We start from the raw sequence: 19,512 nt of genomic DNA on the forward strand, positions 1-19,512 counted from the left end.
AAGGTGCTGATGCAGGCGCCGAAGAACGCGTTTTTCTATGTGATCGACCGGACGAACGGCAAGCTGATCTCCGCCAAGCCCTATGCGCGGCAGAACTGGGCTGAGGGCATCGACCTCAAGACGGGGCGGCCGATCGAGAAGCCCGGCGTGCGCTATGACAATGGGCCGGCGCTGGTCATCCCCTCGGGCATCGGCGCCCATGCCTGGATGCCGATGAGCTATTCGCCCAAGACCGGCCTCGTTTACATTCCAGCGATGGAGCATCCTCTGGTCTATGGCGATGCCGATCCGTTCGTGATCCATGAGGGGCGCTGGAATACGGCAGTGTCCTTCCTCGATCCGCCGGCGATGCCGGGTCTGCCCGACACCGTGGAAGGGCGCCGCAAGGCCCTCGAATCCATGGTGAAGGGTAAGCTGGTCGCTTATGACCCGGTGACGCAGAAGCCGCGCTGGGAAGTCGAGCGCGACTGGCCGTGGAATGGCGGCACGCTGGCGACCGCCGGCAACCTCGTCTTCCAGGGCACGCCGCATGGCGACTTCGAGGCGTTCAGCGCGGACAATGGCAAGAAGCTGTGGTCCTTCCAGACCCATCGCGGCGTGCTGGCCGGGCCGATCACCTATCGCGTCAATGGCGAGCAATATATTGCCGTCATGGCCGGCTATGGCGGCTCGATGGGCATGGCGAGCGGCACGCCGTTCATGAAGAACAAGATGCCCAATGGCCTCGTGCTGGCGTTCAAGATCAAGGGCAGCGGCAAGCTGCCGCCCTACACCCCGATCCCGCAGCCCGAGCCGACGCCGAGCAACGAGACCTTCACGGCGGCGCAGATCGCGACCGGCCAGAAGGGCTTCTTCCAGTTCTGCCAGATCTGCCATGGCGGTCCGGTCAACCCGAACCTGCGGCGCTCGCCGCTGATTGCCGACAAGGATCTGTGGCAGCAGGTCGTGATCGGCGGCGCGCTGGCGCAGAATGGCATGGCGAGCTTCGCGGCCTATCTCAAGCCCGAGGAAGCCGAGGCCATCCGCGCTTATCTCAACCAGCAGGCAAAGGCGCTGCTTGCCGAAGAGAAAGCCAAGGCACGCTGATCAGACCGACCGCGCAACCGCATAATGCGTTGCGCGGTCGGCGGCGGTCGTGCAACTCCTGCTAACGCTATAGTCTAACGATCCGCCCGCAAGGGCAGATCGCGCGTTGAGGAGAGAGTGATGCCGCCCAAATCCCTGTTTGCCCGCTGCCTGATGGTGGCGTCCCTGATGCTTCTCCCACTGACGGCCAGCCGGGCCGAGGTGAAGGTGGAGCATATCAAGGTCCACTCGCAGGCGGTGGAAGGCAATCTGGAAGGGAACAGCGCCGACCGCGACGTGATCGTCTTCCTCCCGGAGGATTATGCGACGAGCACCAAGCGCTATCCGGTCGTCTATTTCCTGCACGGCTTCATGGGATCGGCCGAGGGCTATGACAAATATATCGGCTTTGCCGATGCGCTGAACACCGCCGAGGCCAAGAACCGCCAGGCGATTCTGGTCGTGCCGGATTCCAACTCCCGCCATGGCGGCTCGATGTATTCAAGCTCACCGACCACGGGCAATTTCGAGCGCTTCATTGCGCAGGATCTCGTTGCCTATGTCGACAAGCACTATCGCACGCTCGCCAAGCAAGAGTCGCGCGGCCTGAGCGGCCACTCTATGGGTGGCTATGGAACGCTGCGCATCGCCATGAAATATCCCGGCGTGTTTTCGAGCATCTACGCGATGAGCGCCTGCTGCCTCTCCGCCCGGCCGGTGGATGCAGAGCGCAGCCAGCGCCTCGAAGCGATGAGCATGGATGAAGCGCTCAAAGGCGACTTTGGCGTGCGGGCCGATTTCGCGGCGGCCTCGGCCTGGTCGCCCGCGCCGGACAAGGCGCCCTTCTATCTCGACCTTGGCACGCAAAAGGGCGTCGTCCAGCCGCAGATCATAGCGCAATGGGCGGCCAATGCGCCGCTCGCCATGGCCCCGCAATATCTGCCGGCGCTCAAGAGCCTCAAGGCCATCGCGATTGACGTGGGGGACAAGGACACCCTCATCAAGGATAATGGCGATATGGCCAAGCTGCTCGACCGGATGGGCGTTGCGCATAGCTATACCGTCTATGAGGGCGACCATGGCAATCGCGTGCGCGAGCGCTTCCGGGCCTTCGTCCTGCCTTTCTTTGCCGAGCATCTCGCCAAGGATTGATCTCGAGAAAGGCTAGCGCGGCACCGCTTTGGCCCCGTGACGCCCTGCCCGGTTCGAGACCGGCAGGGCGCGATGTGCGTTGGATGGTCGCGCCTGTCCTTTAGCCGACATTTTTTCTCCCTAACTGTGTGACAGGCGCGCGATCGACAGCGCAGAGATCGACAAAATCGATCTTTGCGTTGAGATTAATCAATTTTGCCTGAACAACAATGATGCCTATGTGCAAGGCGTCAATTCACCAAGAGGAGCAGACATGAGTCTCGTAAACACCCCGATCAAGCCGTTTTCCGCCACGGCCTTCAAGGAAGGCAAGTTCGTCGACGTGACTGAGGCGGACGTGAAGGGCAAGTGGGCCGTCTTCTTCTTCTACCCGGCTGACTTCACCTTCGTTTGCCCGACCGAGCTTGAGGATCTGGCAGACATCTACCCGACGCTCCAGGGCATGGGCGTGGAAGTCTATTCGGTCTCCACCGACACGCACTTCTGCCACAAGGCCTGGCACGACACGTCGCCGGCCATCGGCAAGATCAGCTACTACATGCTTGGCGACCAGAACCACAGCATCTCGAACAATTTCGAGATCCTGCGCGAAGGCGTCGGCCTTGCGGACCGTGGCACCTTCGTCGTGGACCCGGACGGCACGATCCAGCTCGTCGAGATCACGCCGGAAGGCGTCGGCCGCAACGCCGCCGAACTGCTCCGCAAGATCAAGGCGCTGCAGTACTGGGCGAGCCACCCTGGCGAAGTCTGCCCCGCCAAGTGGGAAGAAGGCGAGAAGACCCTCGCACCTTCGCTCGACCTCGTCGGCAAGATCTAATCCTAACAACCCCTCCCCTTCAGGGGAGGGGCAAGGGGTGGGGGCGTGCGCAGCATCGCTCGCGCAGCGACAAGTTGCGGCCTCCAGCCCCACCCCAACCCCTCCCCTGAAGGGGAGGGGCTCTATCTCGACCAACCCCTCCCATGAAGGGGAGGGGCTCTATCTCGAAAGGAGCCCTCTCATGCTCGACGCCGCCATCAAGAGCCAGTTGCAGGCCTATATGGCCAACATCAAGCAGCCGATCGAGCTGGTGCCGTCGCTGGACGACAGCGCCAAGGCGTCGGAGCTGCGGGGCCTCCTGGAAGACATCGCCGGGCTGAGCGATCTTGTGACCATTGCGGCCGATGAAGGCGATGCGCGCAAGCCCAGCTTCCTCATCCGCCGGGCCGGCCCGGATATCGGCGTGCGTTTCGCCGGCATTCCGCTCGGGCACGAGTTCACCTCGCTGGTGCTGGCGCTGCTGCAGGTCGGCGGCCACCCGCCCAAGGTGAGCGATGACGTCATCGAGCAGGTCAACGCGCTGGAGGGCGACTATCAGTTCGAAACCTATTTCTCGCTCTCCTGCCAGAACTGCCCGGACGTGGTGCAGGCGCTCAACCTGATGAGCGTGCTCAACCCGCGCATCCGCAACGTCTCCATCGATGGCGCGCTGTTCAAGGCGGAAGTCGATGAGCGCAAGGTGATGGCGGTGCCCAGCGTTTATCTGAATGGCGAGCCGTTCGCCTCCGGACGCATGGATATCGAGCAGATCCTCGCCAAGCTGGATACCGGAGCTGTCGCCCGCGCGGCCGAGAAGATCGCCGCCAAGGAGCCGTTCGACGTGCTCGTCGTCGGTGGCGGGCCGGCCGGTGCCGCCGCGGCCATCTATGCCGCGCGCAAGGGCATCCGCACGGGTGTCGTTGCCGAGCGGTTCGGCGGGCAGGTGCTGGATACCATGGGCATCGAGAACTTCATCTCCGTGCCGCACACCGAAGGGCCGAAGCTGGCTGCCGCGCTGGAGCAGCATGTGAAGGATTATGATGTCGACATCATGAACCTGCAGAAAGCCAGCAAGCTGGTGCCGGCCAAGGCGCCGGGCGGCCTCGCTGAAGTGCAACTGGAGAGCGGCGCGACCCTCAAGGCCAAGGCGGTGATCCTCGCCACCGGTGCCCGCTGGCGCACGATGAACGTGCCCGGCGAGGACGAGTATCGCAATAAGGGCGTGGCTTATTGCCCGCACTGCGATGGCCCGCTGTTCAAGGGCAAGCGCGTGGCGGTGATCGGCGGCGGCAACAGCGGTGTCGAGGCCGCGATCGACCTCGCCGGCATCGTCAAGCATGTCACGCTGGTCGAGTTCGACAGCCAGTTGCGCGCCGATGCCGTGCTCCAGCGCAAGCTGCACAGCCTGCCGAATGTGACGGTGGTGACCTCCGCCCTGACAACGCAGGTGCATGGCGATGGCGAAAAGGTGGTGGGCCTGACCTATCGCGACCGCAACAGCGATGAATCGCATCTGGTCGAACTGGAAGGCATTTTCGTCCAGATCGGTCTGGTGCCCAACACCGAATTCCTCACCGATGCGGTGGCGCTGAGCAATCGCGGTGAGATCGAGATCGATGCGCGGGCGCACACCTCGCAGCAGGGCATTTTCGCGGCGGGCGACTGCACCACCGTGCCCTACAAGCAGATCGTGATCGCGATGGGGCAAGGCTCCACCGCCGCGCTCTCCGCCTTCGATTATCTGATCCGCCTCGCGCCGGCAGAGGAGCAGGCGAAGGCGGCCTGAGCGCGGCGTATCGGTTAAGATTGGAAAGGGGCGTTCGGCACGGGCCGGGCGCCCCTTTCTTGTGGATGCGGTTGTCCCATGGCGGGTCGCAGCGTGCGCATATCCCGTTTGGGAGATGCCGGGCTCCCGACCTTCTGGCAGGCGCGGATTGTAGCGGCGGACGGACTATGCCTCCGCCGGTCCATGTCTTTGCCAGGGGGTGCATCATGATAATTTCACGGACTTATTCCAGGGCCTTGCTGCTCGTTTCGGCAGCGGCGCTGTCACTCACCCTTTCTGCCTGCGGAGACGAAGGCGTGAACTCGACCCCGACGCCCACGCCTGCCCCCACGCCCACGCCTGCGCCGACACCCACGCCATCACCGACACCCACGCCGACCCCGACCCCGACGCCCACGCCGACTCCCACGCCCGCTGCGGGGCCGATCGCCAACATCGTTGCAGGGCCGGGCACCAACGCGACGCCGGCCGTGCAGGCCACCAATGGCGCCTCGTTCGATACCCAGACGTCGGGAACGATCAGCTTTCCGCTCAGCCAGCTTGCGGTGAATTTCGACGCACAGGGGAATCCCACCGCCGCGGCGACTGCCAACGCCAATGGCGTCACGATCAGCCGGGACTCATCGGGCTTGAAGTTCACCGTCAATGTCCCCGCGGCCGGGATCACCAATGTGGCCCTCGTCGAGGATTGCGACGATTGCTACTCGGCCAACCTCTCCAACGGTCGCAAGCTGGAGGTCGTGCTCGATGGCGAGCTGGATAATGGCGATCTGAGCTATCTGCGCTTCGGCGAATGGGCGGTCTTTGGACAGAACGGCCAGCTTGGAACTTATGCGCCGCTGATCGGCGGGTACGAAACGCCGAGCGCCGGCATGCCGACAAGCGGCACCGCCACCTATGCCGGCGAGGTGGAGGGCTATGTCAGCTTTGTCGATGGCAGTGCCCGCAATGTCGGCGAGCTGGAAGGCAATGCCGCGATCAGCGTGAACTTTGCCGCCAACAGCCTGACCGGCACCACGTCCAACATGCAGGTTGGCTACGAGAAGAACGGCAACTGGCAGCAGGCGGCGTGGAACGATGCCTCGTTCACGGCTTCGCTCTCCGGCAATGACTTCTCGGGCACTACGGCGGTGACGAGCGCACCGAGCGGTGCGGCATCCCTGCAGAGCGGCGCGGTCGGCACGATCGGCGGCAGCTTATACGGGCCGGCAGCCGATGAGGTCGGCGCGATCTGGTCGCTCTCCGACGGCACGAACACGGCGCTCGGGACGATCGCCGGAATCAAGCAGTAACCCGAGGGGCGATCCGCTGCCCGCGCGTGGGGCGCAAAAAGCGTGGTGGGGGCAGCGGATCGAATGGGACGGCAGCACATGTCTGCAGTGGGAGCATTCATGCTTATGTCCCAGGTGGGGGCGATGGCGATGGCCGGGACACCAACGGCCATCGCCGCGCATCCCGATGCGGCGGCCAGCAGCGCGCCGGAAGCGGCAGCGCCAGCGGCGGCCGTGTCGGTGTCGGCAGAGGCCTATGCCGAACGGCTCGCGCGTGATCCGGCCAATCCCGAGCTGCGGTTTCGCCTCGGCATGGCGCTGATGGAAGCGGGGCGGACGCGCGAGGCGATCCGGCAGTTCCAACATTTACTGGCCGATCAGCCGCAGGCGGTGCGCGTGCGGCTGGAGCTGGCGCGCGCTTATTATGTCGCCCGGGATTATGCCAATGCCGAGCGGCAGTTCCGTCTGGCCGGCGCGGCCAATCTGCCCGCGATCGTCTCCGCCAATGTCGATCGCTACCTCAAGTCCATTCGTGAAATGCGATCCTGGTCGTTCAGCGCCTCCTTCGCGCTCGCGCCGGATACCAACATCAATGCGGCGACGGCGGCGGAAACGATCGAGCTCTACGGCCTGCCGTTTGACCTGTCGGAAGCAGCCCGCCGGTCGAGCGGGGTGGGGGTCTATGGGCAGATCGGCGCGGAGTGGGCGCCACGTCTGTCCGCGCGGGTTCGGCAGCGGTTCGGCGCATCCCTCTCGCGGCGCGATTATCAGGGGCAGCAGTTCGACGACATGGTGCTGAGCGCCTATCTCGGCCCGCGCGTGACGCTGGGCCGGTTCGCGTTGGCCGCCGCCGGCACGGCCTCCCGCCGCTGGTATGGCGGGCAGCCCTATAGCCGGATGCTCGGCGGTCAGGCGGATGTCGCTTACTATCCGGGCACCCGCACGGCGATCAGCCTGCAAGCCAGCGCGAGCGACCTGCGCCATAACGGCGCCACGCATCTGAATGGGGCGCTGCTCGGCCTGTCGCTGGGCGTCACGCGCTCGCTGGACAAACAGAGCCTCGGCAATTTGCGCGTCGGCATCAATCGTCACGACGCGGCCAACCGCGCCTTCGCGCAGACCTCCTACACGGCGGGCGCGATCTACGCGCGCGAATTGCCGATGGGCTTCTCGCTCTCGCTGCAGCCCGGCTTTTCCTACAGCCGCTTCGATGGCGTGTTTGCCGCGTTCGGCGCGGCGCGGCGCGACACGAGCTACAGTCTTGGGGTGAGCGCGCTCAATCGCAAGGTGACGCTTGGCCGGTTCGCGCCGCGCGTGGGCGTCTCGCATACGATCAACGAGAGCAATATCGCGCTCTACGCCTACCGCCGTACGCGCTTCGACATCGGTGTGACGACGATTTTCTGACCGGATAGGCGCGCGCCGTAACGTCCGCGTCTGACGGTGCATGTCGCGTCGCCCGCAAGGGGTTGAAACCAAGCGGGTAGCCGATAAGTTTGGCCTCATGTGACGCGACACTGCGTTTCCCCAAGGATTGAGGTTTTCCGACAAATGCCTTCAAAGCATGTTCTTGCCCCGTTGAGCGCCGTCGCGCTCGCGCTATCCACGCCGCTCGCCGCCCAGAAGGCGGAGACCATCACCCCGCCGTGGACCGGCCCCTATGGCGGCGTACCCGCCTGGGACAAGGTCGATCCGGCGGCATTCCCTGCCGCGTTCGAGGCGGTGATGGCCTCGGTGAAGGCGCAGTTCGAGGGTGTGCTGGCCAGTAAGGCCGCCCCGACGTTCGACAATACCATCACCGCGCTTCAGAAGGAGACGCTGTCCGACCGGGTGATGCCGATCTGGGGCGTGTATGTCTCCAATCTCTCCAATGACGACATCCGCCGCATTCAGGGTGAGTGGAGCCCGAAGCTGAGCGCCTTCTTCAACGAACTGACGCTCGATCCGCGCTATTTCGCGCGGGTGAAGGCGCTTTACGACAAGCGCGAAAGGCTGGGCCTTGATGCCAAGCAGATGCGGCTGCTGACCCGCACTTATGAGGATCTGGTCGCCAACGGCGCCATGCTGGATGCCGCGCAGAAGAAGGAACTGATCGGGATCGAGACGGCGCTCGCGCAGGAGTTCAGCAGCTTCCAGAACAAGGTGCTGGCCGATGAGGAGAAGTTCATCACCTTCACCAGCCAAGCCGATCTCGCGGGTCTGCCGGCGGACTTCGTGGCGACGATGAAGTCGGCGGCGCAGGACAAGGGCGTGGATGGCTGGCTGCTGATCAACACCCGCTCCTATGTGCAGCCCTTCCTCGAAAGCTCGACGCGGCGCGACCTGCGCAAGAGCGTGTTCGAGGCGTTCGCCAATCGCGGCGACAATGGCGATGCCAATGACACCAATGCGACCATCGCGCGGATCGTGGCGCTGCGTGCCCAGCGGGCGAAGCTGCTCGGGTTCAAGACACATGCCGAATACCGCATGCGCGACACCATGGCGCAAACGCCGGACAAGGCGATGGCCCTGATGATGAAGGTGTGGCCGGCGGCCGTCGCCCGCGTGCGTGAGGAAGTGGCGGACATGCAGGCCATCGCCGATGCCGAGGCGAAGGCCGGGCAGGGGCCGAAGATCACCATCGAGCCATGGGACTACCGCTTCTACGCCGAGAAGGTCCGCAAGGCGAAGTACGACCTCGATCAGAATGAAGTGAAGCCCTATTTCCAGCTCGACAAGATGGTCTCCGCCATGTTCGACATGGCGAACCGGCTCTACGGCTTCACCTTCACCGAGAATACCGGCGCGGTGCCGGTCTTCCACCCCGATGTGCGGACCTTCGAGGTGACGCGCGGCGGCAAGGTCGTCGGGCTGTTCTACCTCGATACCTGGGCGCGCAGCGGCAAGCGGTCAGGGGCGTGGATGACCACCTACAAGGGGCAGGATCATCTGAACGGCAATGAATATGTGCTGGCCTCCAACAATAACAATTTCGCCAAGGGCAGCGCCGGTGCGCCGACGACGATCAGCCTCGATGATGCGACCACGCTGTTCCACGAGTTCGGCCACGCGCTGCATTATCTGAGCTATGATATCACCTGGCCGGGGCTGGGCACGACGCCGCGCGACTTTGTGGAATATCCGAGCCAGGTTCATGAGAATTGGGTGCTGACCCCCTATATTCTCGAGACCTATGCGCGCCATTTCCAGACCGGCGCGCCAATCCCCAAGGCTCTGGTCGACAAGATCAAGGCCAGCGACACCTTCAACCAGGGCTTTGCCACGGTCGAATATCTCTCCTCGGCCATCGTGGACATGAAGCTGCACAATCGCCCCGATGCGCCGACCGATATCGACGCGTTCGAGCGCGAGACGCTGGCGGAAATCGGGATGCCCAAGGAGATGATCATGCGGCACCGCCTGCCGCAGTTCAATCACCTGTTCTCATCCGATGCCTATTCGGCGGGCTATTACAGCTATTTGTGGTCTGAGACGATGGACGCGGACACCTGGGCCGCTTTCGAAGAGACCGGCAATGTCTGGGACCCTGCGCTGGCCGCGCGCTTTAACAAGGCGCTGCTCTCGACCGGCAACGAGACCGACCGGGCCGAAGCTTATCGGGCATTCCGCGGCCGCGACCCGGATGTGAATGCGCTGCTGCGCAAGCGGGGCTTCCCCGTTCCTGCGCAGTAATCCAGCCCTCGATCCGTGCGATTTGCTTTTTGTTAGTGCGGGGAACCCGCCTCGATTTGGAACGAATGCCCCGGGCAGGATTTCTGAATTAGACTGAGTAGATAGCGGATATAGGACGGATGCTGATTTCACAGGAGGAAGAAGCGCGGCTGCGCGCCTCTTTCGAGGCATTTATCATGGACAGGAGTTTTCCGTGCGTGGGGGCCAAATCGGCTCTCTCGCGCGGCACGCTCAACATTCTCGTGGGCTGGTCCATCGACAGCGGCTGGGACGATTTGCGCCTGCACGGCGAATTGATGGCCTGGGCGCAATCCTATGCGAGCGATCCGGGGCTGTTCCGCAGCCTCGCGATCATTTTCGCGCATGCGGCACCACTGGATGAGAAGGCCTATGAGCAGGCGATGTGGGACCGCTTGCAATCGCTGGCCGACAAGGATGCGTGGCTCGGCCTGCCCTATGATGAGCGGGTGAGCCGCGATCCGGACGATCCCCATTTCTCGCTGAGCTTTGGCGGGGAAGCCTTTTTCGCAGTGGGTCTGCATCCGGCAGCGAGCCGCCCGGCGCGGCGTTTCGAGCGGCCGGTGATCGTGTTCAACCTGCACGATCAGTTCGAGCAATTGCGTCAGGAAGGGCGCTACGAAAAGATCCGAGAGACGATCATCGCCCGCGATGTCGATCTTGCCGGTGAGGCCAATCCAATGCTTGCACGCCACGGCACGAGCAGCGAGGCCGCGCAGTATAGCGGGCGGCATGTCGGCGAGGACTGGAAATGCCCATTCCATGACCCCCGCGAGGTCGCGTGATGGCAGAGCGTATTCCGCCCCGTTCGGGCGTGGCGTTCGAATTGCGTGCCGGCCAGTATCTGACCGTGATCGACCCGGAAGGGTGCCAGGTGGCGGACCTGCTGGCCTATAATCGCGCGGACATCGGCGAGGTGCTCAGCAATGGTCGCACGCTCGATTATGAGGAGACCATTCGGCTGACGACGGGCAACCGGCTGTGGTCGAACCGGTCCAATGTGCTGCTGACGATCGAGCAGGATACGGTCGGCTGCCATGATTTTCTGCTGACGCCGTGCAGCACCGATACCTTCCTGCACTTTTACCCGGACAAGCCGGTCGTTCCGGGTTGTTTCGGCAATCTGGCAGCGGCGCTGGCGCCTTATGGCATCACGGCCGATATGATCCCGGTTGCGTTCAATTGCTTCATGAATGTGCCGGTGGGGGCGGACGGCAAGATCAGCGTTCTGCCGCCGCTCAGCGCGGCGGGCGACCGGATTGTCCTCAAGGCGGAGATGGATCTGATCATCGGCCTGACGGCCTGCTCGGCATATGCCAGCAATGGCGGGAGCTTTCGTCCGATCGATTATATGGTCGAGGATCTGGTTTAGGGATTGCCGCCCGGTCCCCCCTCCTCTTTAGAGGAGGGGGCGGGGGTGGTGGCGATGCGCGAGCAACGCGAAGGCTGTGAATGGCTGCGCGGTTGATGCACCACCCCAACCCCTCCTCTGAAGAGGAGGGGCTCAGGTCGCGCTCGCTATCGCTTCGTCAACCAGCGCAGCCGCCTCAGCGCAAACGCCGGTCGTTGGCCGTCACGGCGCTGTGATAAGGCGCGAGCATCTTGCCCGGCAGGGCCATCAGGGCGACGGTCGTCGCCACATTGCGCTCCATCAGCCGCATCCAGTCGTGGGGCCAGAAGGGCTGGCCTGAGGCGAGGCGCTGCATGTCGCGGGCGTTGGCCGCGCCGGTCTGGCGCAAGCGGCGGGCGCCGCGATCCTGCGCGCGGGCCGCCTTGCCGAAGGCGTCGGTCTTTTCCGTCACCATCAGGCTGAGCTCCCGGCCATCGGCGGTGAAGGGGGACTGCCATGCCGCCATGATGATCGGCGTGCGGGCGAGCAGGACATTGTGCGTGCTCACCATCGTTTCGGTCGCCCGAATGCAGGTCTGCGCGAAATCGAACCACATTGAAAAGGGGTTGGCAGTCATGGCAGTGCTCCTGTTGCAGGAGCACAATGAGCGAGAGGCGGATTGGCCCCCGGCGCGCCAGCTGATTATTATCATGCTGGATGGTTAGGCGTGCGGCGTGTCAGGCAATCCAGAGGCGCAGGACCCAGGCCACGACGCCGAGCACGCACACGCTCGCCAGCCATATGCCTGCCATCCAGCCGAGGCGCTGCCACAGCGGTGCCTCTTGCGGCGCGCGGGTCAATGATAGCCCTCGTGGCCCACCTTGCCCCGGAAGACCCAATAGGACCAGCCGGTATAAGCGAGGATGAGCGGCAGGGTGATCGCGACGCCGACCAGCATGAAGATCTGGCTCTTCTCAGGTGCGGCCGCATCCCAGATGGTGATCTGATCCGGCACGACATAGGGCCAGATGGTGACGCCAAGACCGGCCATGCCGAGGAAGAACAGGGCCAGCGCCAGCAGGAACGGCATCAGCTCACGCCGCGTCTTGAGCGCATAGAAGAGCGCGCCGGCGACGAGGGCGGTGAGCAGCGGCACCTGACTGGCGAACAGGATGTTCGGCATTTCCAGCCAGCGGGCGCGATAATCGGAGAGCAGCAGCAGATTGTAGGCGCTCACCGCGCCCATGAGCAGCAACGTGGCGATCGCCGCCTTGAAGGCGAGCCGATAGGCGTGCTCTTGCACCTCGCCCTCCAGCTTCCAGATCATCCAGCAGGCGCCGAGCAGGGCATAGCCGGCGACTACGCCGGCGCCGGTGAGCAGGGTATAGGGCGTCAGCCAGTCCCACCAGCTGCCATCATAGGAGCGCCCGGTGACATCGATGCCCTGCAGCAGTGCGCCCAGGATCATGCCTTGCGCCAGCGCGGCGACCACCGAGCCGCCGAAGAAGCACATGTCCCACAAGGCGCGGTGGCCCGGATCGCGCCAGCGGAACTCGAAGGCGACGCCGCGAAAGACGAGCCCCAGCAGCATGGCGATGACCAGCGGGTATGTGGCCGGCAGAATGATCGCATAAGCCAGCGGGAAGGCGGCCATCAGGCCGCCGCCGCCGAGCACCAGCCAGGTCTCGTTGCCATCCCACACCGGCGCCACGGAGTTCATCGCGCGATTGCGCCCGTGGCCGACCGTGATGGTCGGGAACAGGATGCCAATCCCCAGATCGAACCCGTCCATCACCACATAAGCGAAGACGGCGAAGGCGATAATGAACGCCCAGATGACCGTGAGATCGATCATGAGTCGGCCCTCCCCTGAACTGTCGGCTGAACTGGTGAGGTCGACCTGGGGTCCCCTTGCGCCGGGCCGGGTGTGATGCCGGCGGTCCGGATCGGACCGCGTTCCGTGGCCTCCACCCCCGGCTCGCCGCTATGCGGCGCGGCATTCATGAGGCGCAGGATATACCAGGTGCCCGCGCCGAACACCGCGAAGTAAATGACGACGAAGGCCAGCAGCGAGGCGGCGACGGCCGGCGCGGCGAGCGGCGAGGCCGCCTCGGCAGTGCGGAGCAGGCCATAGATCACATAAGGCTGGCGGCCGACTTCGGTCGTCACCCAGCCGGCGATGACGGCGACGAAGCCCGCCGGCCCCATGACCAGCGCGAAGCGGTGCAGCAGCGACCAGTCGTACAGGCCCTTGCGCCACCGCGCCAACAGGCTGGTCATGCCCAGTGCGAGCATGAGCATGCCCAGCCCGACCATGATGCGGAAGGACCAGAAGACGACGCCGACCGGCGGGCGCTCGTCAAAGGGAATGGTCTTGAGGCCCTCAATCGGGGCGTGGATGTCGTGTTCCAGGATGAGGGAGGTCATGCCCGGAAGTTTCACGGCATAATCGACCCGCTCTTCCTTGGCGTTCGGCACGCCGAAGAGGATGAACGGCGCGCCATCCGGATAGCTCTCATAATGGCCCTCCATGGCGAGCACCTTGGGCCGCTGATGCTCCCAGCTGTTCAGCCCGTGCATGTCGCCGACGAAAATCTGGATGGGCGCGACCAGCGCGATCATCCACATGGCCATGGAGAACATCTTGCGCGCATGGGCATTGGCACGATCGCGCAGCAGATGCCAGGCGCCGACCGCGCCGACGACCAGCGCCGTGGTGAGATAGGCAGCGGTCACGGTGTGGACGAGGCGGTAGGGGAAGCTGGGATTGAAGATGATCGGCAGCCAGCTGTCACCGGGGAGGAACTGGCCGTTCGCGCCCATGATGTGGCCCTGCGGCGTCTGCATCCAGCTGTTGACCGACAGAATCCAGAAGGCCGAGACGAAGGTGCCGATGGCGACCATCAACGTCGCGAAGAAATGCAGCTTCTTGCCGACGCGGTTCATGCCGAACAGCATGACGCCGAGGAAGCCTGCTTCCAGAAAGAAGGCGGTGAGGACTTCATAGGCCATGAGCGGCCCGATGACCGGCCCGGCGACATCCGAGAAGACCGACCAGTTGGTGCCGAACTGGTAGGACATGACAATGCCCGAGACGACGCCCATCGCAAAGACGATGGCGAAGATCTTCAGCCAGTAGCGGAACAGGTCGATGTAGACCGACTTGCCCGTCTTGAGCCACAGCCCTTCCAGAACGGCGAGATAGCTGGCCAGGCCGATCGAGAAGGCCGGAAAGATGAAGTGAAAGCTCACCGTGAAAGCGAACTGGATACGCGCCAGCAGGAGAGCGTCGGCCTCCGCGAACATAGCTTTTATCCCCAGTCAGTTACTGGTGCCGACAGCTCATGGCGTCGGTGGTGGCGCCTTAGCATCTGCGCCCGGTCCTTAGAAGGGCCATCAGGGGATTTCGGCATGACGATGCCGAGAAGACACATGCAGAATATGCAACAAGTGTGTTTGGAAGCCAAAATGCAGAAGGGCTGCAACCCTGTGCCGGTCGCAGCCCTTCCTTTTTTCGTTAGTAGCCCGCGATCAGAACTTCTTCTTCACGCTCACAGCCCATTCCCGCGGACGGCCGGGCTGGCCGTTGGAGTAGCCCTGGCTGCCGACGGTCTGGTCATAGATGGTGAGCAGATAATATTCGTCGAACAGGTTGGTGACCTCGAACGAGACGTCCAGATCCTCATCCGCATTCCGCCAGGTCAGCCGCGCATTTGCGACGCCATAGGCGTCGATGCGGTTGCTCGAGCGGTTGGCCGACACAGTGTAGACCTTGCTCTGATAAGAGCCGTCGACCCGCGGCGTGAGCGACCCGGCGGTGCCGAGATCGATCTTATACTGTACGCCGAGGCTCCACTTCCACTCTGGCGTGTAGGGCGCATAGTCGCCGAACTGCGGGCCGCTGAGGTTGGTGGGGCCGCCGACCGATACGGTGGAGGTGCCGGCCGTGTAGGTGCCGAACTTCTTATATTCGAAATCGATGTAGCTCAGGGCGCCATCGATGCTCATGCCCTCGGTGGGACGCAGCGTGACTTCGACTTCGACGCCCTTGATGTCGGCATCGCCAGCGTTGACCGGCAGGGCGCATGGCGCGCCGAATCCGGCGCCCGTGATAGCGGTACAATTGCCGAGCGAGAGCTGGATGTCTTTATATTTGCTGAGGAAAGCAGCGACGTTGAAGCGCAGCACGCGATCGAACAGATCGGTCTTCAGGCCGATTTCATAAGCGTTCAGCGTCTCGGGACCGAAGGACAGGGCCTGCTGGACGAAGAAGGGCCGCGGGTTGACGCCACCGCCCTTGAAACCGGTGGAGAACTGCGCATAGGCCATTACGTCGTTCGAGAAGGCGTACTGGACGTTCGCGCGGTAATCGACGCGATTGCCGCTGTAGTTGCCCACCGTTCCGTTGAGCGGCAGCACGCCGTTTGCCGTGACCGACGTGGGGTCCAGATAGGGCCGCTGGCGCACATAGGTGTAGGTCTTGGCCTCTTCCGTGTAGCGGATGCCGCCAGTCAGCGTCAGCGCGTCAACCGGGTTCCAGGAGATATGAGCAAACGCAGCCTTGCTATCCGCGTTGACAGGATCACTCTGCTGGAACTGCAGCGCCGAGGACCGCAGATCCTGGAAGGAGGTGTAGACCGACTTCTGATCGCTGTAATAGCCGCCCAGGGTGAAATCGATCTGGTCGTTGATCGACCCGTTCAGGCGCAGTTCCTGGCTGAAGAATCGGAAGGTCAGCGGGCCATAGCCAAGACTGTGGGCCAGCGGCGATACGTCGTTGTCGTTGCTGAAGTTCGACTCATATTCACGATAGGCCGTAATCGAGTTGATCTGCAGATTGGGCGCGATTTCCCAATCGATCTGTCCCGAAACGCCCCAGCCCTTGAAGCGAACCCGGCCATTGCCGCTGGATGCGCGATAGGGGCCATCTGCTGGCATGTCGTACGTTGCGTAGTTGCAATAGGGCCCGCACACGAAGCGCGTGTCATAAGGCACGACCGCAGCAAAAGGCTGGATATCTCGCGGCACCGCGCCTGAGGGCGGCGTGCCAGTGGTGTAGGGCGGGTTCGGCGCGAGCGGGAAGTTGGGGCTCGCAAGGCCGCCATTAGGGTACGTGCGCGCCAGCAGCACCGAACCGGCGGCCTGACGATCATCGTCGGTATAATCGCCGATGATGTTGATATCGATCGTCTCGGACGGACGCAGGCGTAATTGGCCACGCGCGGCGATGTAGTTCACTTCGCCTTCCTTTCCGAGCACGCAGTCCGCGCGACTGGTGCGGGCAGGAATCCCGCCGACAGGATTCATCAGGCTCCCGCCATTCAGCGGTGCGGTGGTCGGCAAGGTTGCCGTGCCGCCAGCGGGGTAGACGCAGCCATAGTCGAGACGGGTGACATAGCCCTCCTGCTTCTTGGCCACCCCAGCGAGGCGCATGTCGATACCCGGCGCGATGTTGAAATCGGCGCTGCCGCGCAGATCGATGCGGTTACGGCTACCGTAAGCGGCGGCAACATAACCGCTGTTCGTGCCTTCCGGCTTTTGCGAATAGAGCTTTACCGCGCCGCCGATGGAGTTGCGGCCGGCCAGCGTGCCCTGCGGGCCGCGCAGCACTTCGACGCGATCGAGGTCGAGCAGGTCAAGGATCGAGCCGGTCAGCGTGGCGTAATAGACGTCATCGACATAGAAGCCGACGCCAGGCTCAAGTGCGGGGTTGAAGTCGAACTGGCCGACACCGCGAATGTTAGCGCCCAGAGCAGGGCCATAAGCAGCGCCCTGTGGCTTCAGTGTCACAGAGGGGGCCTGGTTGGCGACCTGGCTGATATCGGTCTGGCTGCGTGCCTCCAGCATCGCCGAATTCACCGCGGTGATGGCGATAGGCGTATCCTGCAGATTCTGTTCGCGAAACTGTGCGGTGACGATGATGTCGCCGTCACTCGCGGCCTGCGTATTGCCCGCCTGCGGCGCGGCATCCTGAGCAAAAGCATTGGTCGACGAGATCAGCGCGATCGCGGACGACAAGAGCGCAAAACGGAACTTTCTCATGACATCTCCCCTGTGTGTAATTTATTTTGTCCTACCATAATTGGGATATCTAAGGATGCGAAGCGCAAAATCGGGACTGGCCGTTTCTTTCTTCCGACCGGTCGAGGAAACCTGATCGGGCAGACCGCCGCCAAATTACGGCAGGCAAAGGCATTTGCCTTCTCCAATGGTGCACGCGGACTTGTTTCATGATGCACGGGCGCAACAATGGCTGCACTGTAAGCGGCTTGACTTGGAAGCGGTCTCACGAAACAATCTCTCGCAAAGAGATAATGCGGGCGGCCGGTCCCAAGAGGGATGCGAGCGGCCCGGACATGAGGACGGGAGAGGGCAGTGGGCGCAGCGCGCAGAGTCTCGACTGAGGACATCCCGGACCGCGACCGGCTGGGGTTCTGGAATGCCGGCGCCGCGGCTATCGGCGGGGTAGAAGCCGACCGGATCGAGGACCACGCCTTTCAGGGCGTCGTCGTCCGGCGGGCGCTCGGCGATGCCAAGGTCTTTCGGCTCGACACATCCCCGCATCGCGCGGCGTGGACGCGGCGCCTGATTGCCGCAGGCGAAGGCGATCCGCATGTCCGCATCTGGTTTCAGCACCGCGGCTCGACAATCGTGTCGACCCGCCATGGCGAACATATCGTGCGGGCCGGGCAATGGTCTGTGAGTGACGGGCGATATCCCTATGTGGCGACGCATCTCGAAGCCTCGCGCAAGCTGGCGCTGCAGCTGCCGTTGGGTCGGCTGGCGCGCCATGAGCAGGACGCAATCGCCCGGCTGCCCGGTGCGCTGCAGGTCGGCGGCGACATCGCGCGGATGCTGCAGGCCTGCCTGCATAGCGCGATCACCACGACCGCCGAGACGGACGACCGGCTCGATGCCGATCTTGGCGAGACGATGATCGATTTCATGCGCATGCTGCTGCATGAGCAGCGGCTGGGCAGCGACGTGGCGCCGATGCGCGAACTTACCCAGGACCGCATCCGTGCGTTTGTGCGGCGGAACGTCGGCAATCCCGCTCTATCCGTGGATATGATCGCCCAGGCGATGAAGTGCTCGAAGCGCTATGTGCACAAGGTCTTCAATGGTGACGAGACGATCAGCGAGTATATCTGGGGAACGCGGCTTGAAAGCTGCCGCGCCGCGCTGGCGTCGCCCAAGGCGGCCCAGACGACGCTGACGCAGATCGCCTTCGAGAACGGCTTTAGCAGTTCCGCGCATTTCAGCCGCGCCTTCCGAGAAAAATTCGGCACCGCCCCCAAGGCGTACCGCGCGCAGATGCTGGATGCCGGTTCACGCACGGACAAAACGCGCATGTCCGTCCCGACAAGCGCGGGGACGTGACGATGCTAGGCTGACAGCCGATCGAGTGGAGGATGCAATGCGGTTGGTTCTGGCGCGTGTGGGAGCATTGATGATGATGGCGATGTCGAGTGGCGCGGTGCAGGCCGAGGCTGGCTGCGACAAAGCCTGCCTTGAAGAGATTATGGGGCAATATCGGGCGGCCTATCTGGCCCATGATGTCTCGGCTGCGCCCTTTGCCGATCATGTGCGCTTCACGGAAAACAATATCGAGATGGCGTTTCCCGATGCGAGTTGGGATACTGTGACGGAGGAAGTCGGCACGGCGCTGACGCTCTCCGACCCGCAGACCGGGCAGGCCGCTGCGTTCATGGCCATCAACCAGAGCGAAATTCCCGGCTATCTCGCCGTCCGGTTGAAGATCGAGAACCGGAAGATCACCGAGGTCGAGCACATGCTTTCGACCAGGCGCAACCTGAGCTCGCCGCCGACGCCGTTTGCGGAGCCCAAGGATTTCGTGCGCCCCGCCGACCGTGCAACGCCGGTGCCTCAGGCGCGCCGCAATAGCCGTGAGGAATTGCTGAGCCTGGGCGATGGCTATTTCCAGACGCTGGAGAATAACATCGGCGAAATCCGCAACACGCGCTTTGCGCCCGATGCGATCCGCTACGAAAACGGCATGATCTTCGGCGATATCGAGAAGGATTTCCGGCTCGGCCGCTATGCCTTCAACAATAAGGTCAGGCGGGTGCCGATCCTCGTCGATGAGGAGCGGGGCATTTCCTTGTTCCGCGGCTTCATCGATCACAAGGGCGTTCTGGCCGATTACACCCTGACCGACGGCACGCCGCGTCGATCCATCTTCCGTGAGCCGCATAGCTGGGCGCTGCTGGAAATGTTCAAGATCCAGGGCGGCATGATTACCGGGGTGGAAGCCACGTTCATCACGGCGCCCTATAATGCGACGTCGCCCTGGGGGCCGGGCAACGGGAAGTAGGCGCGGACCTAAGAGGCGTATCGAAGCATCGTTTCGAAGGGCCGACCCTTCGATACGCCGCTTCGACAAGCTCAGCGGCTACTCAGG

General features: G+C 63.5%; 16 protein-coding genes. 11 read left to right on the plus strand and 5 right to left on the minus strand.

Features of this window, described 5'->3' with window-relative positions:
- The 9 genes from M2343_RS00005 to M2343_RS00045 form a co-directional block, all read left to right on the plus strand.
- Positions 1-1,086 (plus strand): c-type cytochrome (locus M2343_RS00005; protein WP_264603846.1); only part of this gene is annotated, 1,086 nt, incomplete at its 5' end.
- A 120-nt stretch (positions 1,087-1,206) separates the two neighbouring features.
- Entirely contained in the window at positions 1,207-2,217 is a 1,011-nt protein-coding gene (locus tag M2343_RS00010; protein WP_264575110.1) for an alpha/beta hydrolase, read from the plus strand.
- 253 nt (positions 2,218-2,470) lie between these two features.
- Positions 2,471-3,034, plus strand: coding sequence for an alkyl hydroperoxide reductase subunit C (gene ahpC, locus M2343_RS00015; RefSeq protein WP_264575111.1), 564 nt, complete (start codon positions 2,471-2,473; stop codon positions 3,032-3,034).
- A 181-nt stretch (positions 3,035-3,215) separates the two neighbouring features.
- On the plus strand, positions 3,216-4,799 hold the full coding sequence (gene ahpF / locus M2343_RS00020; RefSeq protein ID WP_264575112.1) for an alkyl hydroperoxide reductase subunit F: 1,584 nt from the start codon (positions 3,216-3,218) through the stop codon (positions 4,797-4,799).
- A gap of 206 nt (positions 4,800-5,005) precedes the next feature.
- The gene (locus M2343_RS00025) at positions 5,006-6,091 is read left to right on the plus strand and encodes a transferrin-binding protein-like solute binding protein (RefSeq protein ID WP_264575113.1); all 1,086 of its coding nucleotides are present in this window, start codon (positions 5,006-5,008) and stop codon (positions 6,089-6,091) included.
- 99 nt (positions 6,092-6,190) lie between these two features.
- A complete protein-coding gene (locus tag M2343_RS00030) occupies positions 6,191-7,477 on the plus strand; it encodes a porin family protein (RefSeq protein WP_264575114.1) in 1,287 nt (428 codons plus the stop codon).
- A 144-nt stretch (positions 7,478-7,621) separates the two neighbouring features.
- The gene (locus M2343_RS00035; protein WP_264575115.1) at positions 7,622-9,742 is read left to right on the plus strand and encodes a M3 family metallopeptidase; all 2,121 of its coding nucleotides are present in this window, start codon (positions 7,622-7,624) and stop codon (positions 9,740-9,742) included.
- A 119-nt stretch (positions 9,743-9,861) separates the two neighbouring features.
- Entirely contained in the window at positions 9,862-10,545 is a 684-nt protein-coding gene (gene gntA / locus M2343_RS00040; RefSeq protein WP_264573468.1) for a guanitoxin biosynthesis heme-dependent pre-guanitoxin N-hydroxylase GntA, read from the plus strand.
- Entirely contained in the window at positions 10,545-11,132 is a 588-nt protein-coding gene (locus tag M2343_RS00045) for an urea carboxylase-associated family protein (RefSeq protein ID WP_264575116.1), read from the plus strand. The genes gntA and M2343_RS00045 overlap by 1 nt, the downstream gene beginning before the upstream one ends.
- 175 nt (positions 11,133-11,307) lie before the next feature.
- Here M2343_RS00045 and M2343_RS00050 read toward each other — a convergent pair whose 3' ends face one another.
- From M2343_RS00050 to M2343_RS00070, 5 genes are all read right to left on the minus strand, one after another.
- Positions 11,308-11,727 carry a hypothetical protein gene (locus M2343_RS00050; RefSeq protein ID WP_264575117.1) on the minus strand — a complete coding sequence of 140 codons (420 nt, stop codon included), beginning with the start codon at positions 11,725-11,727 and terminating at the stop codon, positions 11,308-11,310.
- A gap of 100 nt (positions 11,728-11,827) precedes the next feature.
- Positions 11,828-11,989, minus strand: a complete 162-nt coding sequence (locus tag M2343_RS00055; protein ID WP_413715994.1) for a DUF2474 domain-containing protein — start codon at positions 11,987-11,989, stop codon at positions 11,828-11,830.
- The gene (gene cydB, locus M2343_RS00060; protein ID WP_264575119.1) at positions 11,947-12,945 is read right to left on the minus strand and encodes a cytochrome d ubiquinol oxidase subunit II; all 999 of its coding nucleotides are present in this window, start codon (positions 12,943-12,945) and stop codon (positions 11,947-11,949) included. The genes M2343_RS00055 and cydB overlap by 43 nt, the downstream gene beginning before the upstream one ends.
- Positions 12,942-14,396: a cytochrome ubiquinol oxidase subunit I gene (locus M2343_RS00065; RefSeq protein WP_264575120.1), complete on the minus strand. Its 1,455-nt coding sequence runs from the start codon at positions 14,394-14,396 to the stop codon at positions 12,942-12,944. The genes cydB and M2343_RS00065 overlap by 4 nt, the downstream gene beginning before the upstream one ends.
- 225 nt (positions 14,397-14,621) lie before the next feature.
- On the minus strand, positions 14,622-17,132 hold the full coding sequence (locus M2343_RS00070) for a TonB-dependent receptor (RefSeq protein WP_264575121.1): 2,511 nt from the start codon (positions 17,130-17,132) through the stop codon (positions 14,622-14,624).
- Positions 17,133-17,465: 333 nt separating this feature from the next.
- Between M2343_RS00070 and M2343_RS00075 the strand changes: the two genes are divergently transcribed.
- Both M2343_RS00075 and M2343_RS00080 read left to right on the plus strand, forming a co-directional pair.
- Positions 17,466-18,470 (plus strand): helix-turn-helix domain-containing protein, encoded by a 1,005-nt coding sequence (locus tag M2343_RS00075; protein WP_264575122.1) that lies wholly within the window; start codon positions 17,466-17,468, stop codon positions 18,468-18,470.
- Positions 18,471-18,507: 37 nt separating this feature from the next.
- Positions 18,508-19,425: a hypothetical protein gene (locus M2343_RS00080; RefSeq protein ID WP_264575123.1), complete on the plus strand. Its 918-nt coding sequence runs from the start codon at positions 18,508-18,510 to the stop codon at positions 19,423-19,425.
- The last annotated feature ends 87 nt before the right edge of the window (positions 19,426-19,512 follow it).

The sequence above is a fragment of the Sphingobium sp. B8D3B genome, assembly GCF_025961875.1.
Classification (GTDB): Bacteria; Pseudomonadota; Alphaproteobacteria; order Sphingomonadales; family Sphingomonadaceae; genus Sphingobium.